The organism is Arachidicoccus sp., assembly GCF_050436765.1.
Classification (GTDB): domain Bacteria; phylum Bacteroidota; class Bacteroidia; order Chitinophagales; family Chitinophagaceae; genus Arachidicoccus.
In genome coordinates this window covers 1-3,747 of record NZ_JBNQGD010000062.1, presented here as the reverse complement: position 1 = coordinate 3,747, position 3,747 = coordinate 1, and the positions used below count along the sequence as shown (strand labels likewise).

At 39.7% G+C, this 3,747-nt stretch carries 4 protein-coding genes; all 4 read right to left on the bottom strand.

Features of this window, described 5'->3' with window-relative positions; all coding sequences use genetic code 11:
• Positions 1–1,126, bottom strand: a 1,126-nt coding sequence (locus ACQR30_RS02540) for a TonB-dependent receptor plug domain-containing protein (RefSeq protein WP_429730793.1), incomplete at its 3' end; no start/stop codon positions are given.
• 85 nt (positions 1,127–1,211) lie between these two features.
• On the bottom strand, positions 1,212–2,240 hold the full coding sequence (locus tag ACQR30_RS02535; protein ID WP_429730790.1) for a DUF5007 domain-containing protein: 1,029 nt from the start codon (positions 2,238–2,240) through the stop codon (positions 1,212–1,214).
• A 5-nt stretch (positions 2,241–2,245) separates the two neighbouring features.
• Positions 2,246–2,944: a hypothetical protein gene (locus ACQR30_RS02530; protein ID WP_429730787.1), complete on the bottom strand. Its 699-nt coding sequence runs from the start codon at positions 2,942–2,944 to the stop codon at positions 2,246–2,248.
• Positions 2,945–2,986: 42 nt separating this feature from the next.
• Positions 2,987–3,747 (bottom strand): RagB/SusD family nutrient uptake outer membrane protein (locus tag ACQR30_RS02525; protein WP_429730783.1); only part of this gene is annotated, 761 nt, incomplete at its 5' end.

Genomic DNA, 3,747 nt, shown 5'->3' with positions numbered 1-3,747 from the left:
CGGTGTTCTGTAGTATACCATTTTCATGATAATAACCCATATTCACCTTGTAGTTAAACTGCTGATTACCCCCTGAGATATTCACGTTATGACTTTGGTTAGACGTATTTCTATAAAAGAGAGACTGCCAATTGGTAGAATTATTCCAATAAGGACTTAAACTGTCTGATAAAAAATTGGTTCCATTGATCAAAGCATAGGCTGCCGCATACGAGGAATCGAAACCCATAATCTCGTTCAGACGTATATCTCTTTCATTCCGTCCACCTATGACATCTCTCAATTTGGGAACGGTATTCACAAAATAACTTCCGGAATATTGTACAATGGGAATGCTGGAATTTCCTCTTTTGGTTGTAATCAGGATAACACCATATGCGCCTCTGGATCCGTATAAGGCCGTAGCCTGCGCATCTTTTAAAACTTCAATGCTTTGTACATCTTCAGGCGGTATAGCCGACAAGGGACTAATACCGGGTCCGGCTTGATCAAAACCATATTGATAATTAGCATTATCGTCCACCTCTACCCCATCTACTACAAACAAAGGGGAGGTGGGTGTCATAAACGCGCCAGCGCCAGATCCCGTTACATTCGCACTGGATAGTCCCCGCAAGAACATAGAAGTTCTTGCACCCGGCATACCGTTATTTACCTGAACATTCAGCCCTGCAACCTTACCTTGCAACAATTGAGTTATGTTGGATACTGGCACATCTTGTATATCTTTTCCGGAAATCACCGTGCTGGCGCCGGTCATGGTTTCTCGGGTAACCTTCTTAAATCCGGTGACAACCACTTGTTTCATTTCATTGCTTGAAGGAAACATATTAATAACTATATCCTTTTCATTTTTAAAGAATGTGCGACTGAAGTCTTCCATGTCTACATATTTAAAAACAACAGTGGTTCCTGCAGGTATGGTAAGCGAGAAAGACCCATCATCGGCGCTAACACCTAAACGTTCGCGTAGGTTGCTAGACAATATATCCACATTTGCCTTAGCTTTTTTAGTCTCTTTGTTTATCACTTTTCCCGAAACAGTTATGGATTGTTGGGCATAGGTTTTCTGCACAAAGCAGCTTAAACACAAACCACAAATTAATATTAAAAGATGTCTGGTCATACATTCATTTGTTTTATCTCTACTGCAAAATTTTTAAGCAGAAACGAGTGGCTAAATCAGTTTATTCTTATTATAAAATGCGCGCTTAATCGTCGTTAAACTTTGGGTTATCACCTTTAAACCAAAATACTATTTGCCAATCGCCTTTTTCATATATATTAAAATCTAGTGATACGATTGCATCCTGCCTGAAACCACCAAATCCAATCCTGTGATATTTAAACTGAACACGTGCCTGATTACCATTGGGTGTCGTATATTTAGTTGGTATTGTTACCAGCGGAATAGGGTAAGCAACATCATATTTTACAGAATCGGGTGTCATTTGCATATTAAACCCATGTACCAAGTTTTTCCAGTCGGTGTCTGCAAACTTTAAGGGATTGATGGGATGGAAAAGCGTATCCATAAACTTAAACGTAAGGGAATTACCATCACCGGATTTATAGAAATAGACATATACATCAGCGGGGCTCATCATGTGTGTATTATCCCTCTCACCATACACATTTGTTACGGATGATGGATAGACATTGGCAGCAGTTGACTGACCGGTATTTTGATTAATATTGGAAGGCTCATAAGGTTGTTCTTTTAATGGCATTAAACGAAAATTTCTGAAATAAACTCGTCCACCGGAATTGGATGCCTCCACATCAAATACATAGCCTGAGTCGGGAAGCGAACGTACAAAAGGTGTTTGCGCTGAGGCCCACATCGTAAACACACCCGAATGCCCTCCTATTTCAAATAACGGATGGTACTCAATAGCTCTTTCGTTTTCTATTTCTGCAAGAGAGGTTTCATTACCGGTGTATTGTTTCTTCCATACTGTAACGGGGAAAGTATCCAAGAGTTCTTGGGCCGGGCTTCCGTCTGTATACAGGCGTGGGTTTATTATTTTGAAAGTAAATGGCAAACTCGAGTTACCGCTGTAAAAATTCTTGTCCATAACTGTCGTTCTCCCCAATATAGGCTGATACACAGTTTGTGTAAATTGAGAATCATCTGTAATGGCATCTCTATCTTTGGGCAGCAATTTATTGCAGGAAGTTGTAAATAGCATGCCAACTACTACAAGGAAAATCGTATTATAAAAGTTTTTATAGAACATAATCTTTATTTATTTAAGCGAGTAGAAAATTCTCCAAAACCAAATTCATGTCCGGCGACCAGCGTATGCACGATTCCATTATTGGTATGCAAGTTTACCGATGAAGTTGTCGTTCTTACCCAAAATTGAATAAAGGGCGAAGTCTTTGTGTCTGAAACATACAATAATTGAGGACCGGAGAGGTTCGCACCATCAGCACTCGTTTTTTTATATTGCAAATTCATTTCAATGCCATATTTAATACCAAACGCAGAAATACCGTCCACATAGGGTATTACGTCATTGGTAGTAATGCGTGTGCGTAAAACATAGCGGCTTACAAGCGTGTCCAACTGGGCTGAATCGACAGTAGCGAGATAAAGTGGCGACTTGTTCTGCACTTTCCGAATCACATTCAGGTTTTGTATAGCTGTTTGAAAACTCTGATTAGTAGGAGCAAGCAAAGTGATACTATCAGACGTTACCGAGTCTTGAATATCAGGCAAGCGGGACAACACAAACAAGAGAGAGTCGTACACCCCTTCCTGTGATTGTAAAAACTGTAAAGAATTCCCATCATATATATGAACAGTGTTAACATACTTATAATAGCTGCCCTTGGGTTTAGAACATCCGAACAGCAAGGTTGTCAACAGTATACTTAAGCATATAGCATATATACGTCCGGTTGACCTACAATAACGATTATATAACTGGTTCCACATAATTTCTCTCTTGATTAATAATATGATAAAGCAATTTTATTTCTATTGCCAATAAGTGTTTTGCGTGATTTCGCCGCTCAGAGTTGTTTGCGCTACCGGCCAGTAAATACCACCTTCGTCTATCAGTTTATTAAAGGCCGGATTATCTCTAACAATCTTGTTATAACGAACCAAATCAAACCATCGCCATCCTTCGCCCATCAATTCGCGTCTGCGTTCTTGGAAGATCTCTTTGATTAAGGGATTGCCACCCTCTCCGCTATACAACGATACTCCACGATTCGCTTTTACCTGATTTAATAAACTGATAGCATTTTCATTTTGGTTCAATACGGCCATCGCTTCAGCGTCTAATAAAACAATTTCTTCAAGCCTGTCCAGCACGATAGAAGAGCCGAACACATCGAGGTTTGTAGTGGTGGATCCGTCACCTATCACTTTTATCTTGCTGAAAATAGGCAGGTCACCATTATAATTGGTAAAATAATTACTCGTGTATTGAGTATTACCCGTGGAGCTTCCACCAGCAAGAACGTCACTACTAGAACTACTTGTTTTAGTTGCCGTTGTATCAATTCCGAAGCGGGTATCTTTTAAATCAGTAAAAATTGAGCCTATACTGTCTTTTGTCACATACATATCGGGCTTTTCCTTGGAGACCAATGGCTGTGCTAAAGTCAGTGATTCTATATGACCAATACCGCTGATCCCAGATTCATTATAACCAGTTGCTTCATACAAACTGAATATCTGCTTGGTATCTGTTCTATCTAAAAAGAAACCATTACTATTGGTCAGTTCAG

Excerpts from the sequence above, each read along its gene's own strand:
- ACQR30_RS02535 (WP_429730790.1), bottom strand. The coding sequence starts at position 2,240 with ATGTTCTATAAAAACTTTTATAATACGATTTTCCTTGTAGTAGTTGGC.
- ACQR30_RS02530 (WP_429730787.1), bottom strand. The coding sequence starts at position 2,944 with ATGTGGAACCAGTTATATAATCGTTATTGTAGGTCAACCGGACGTATA.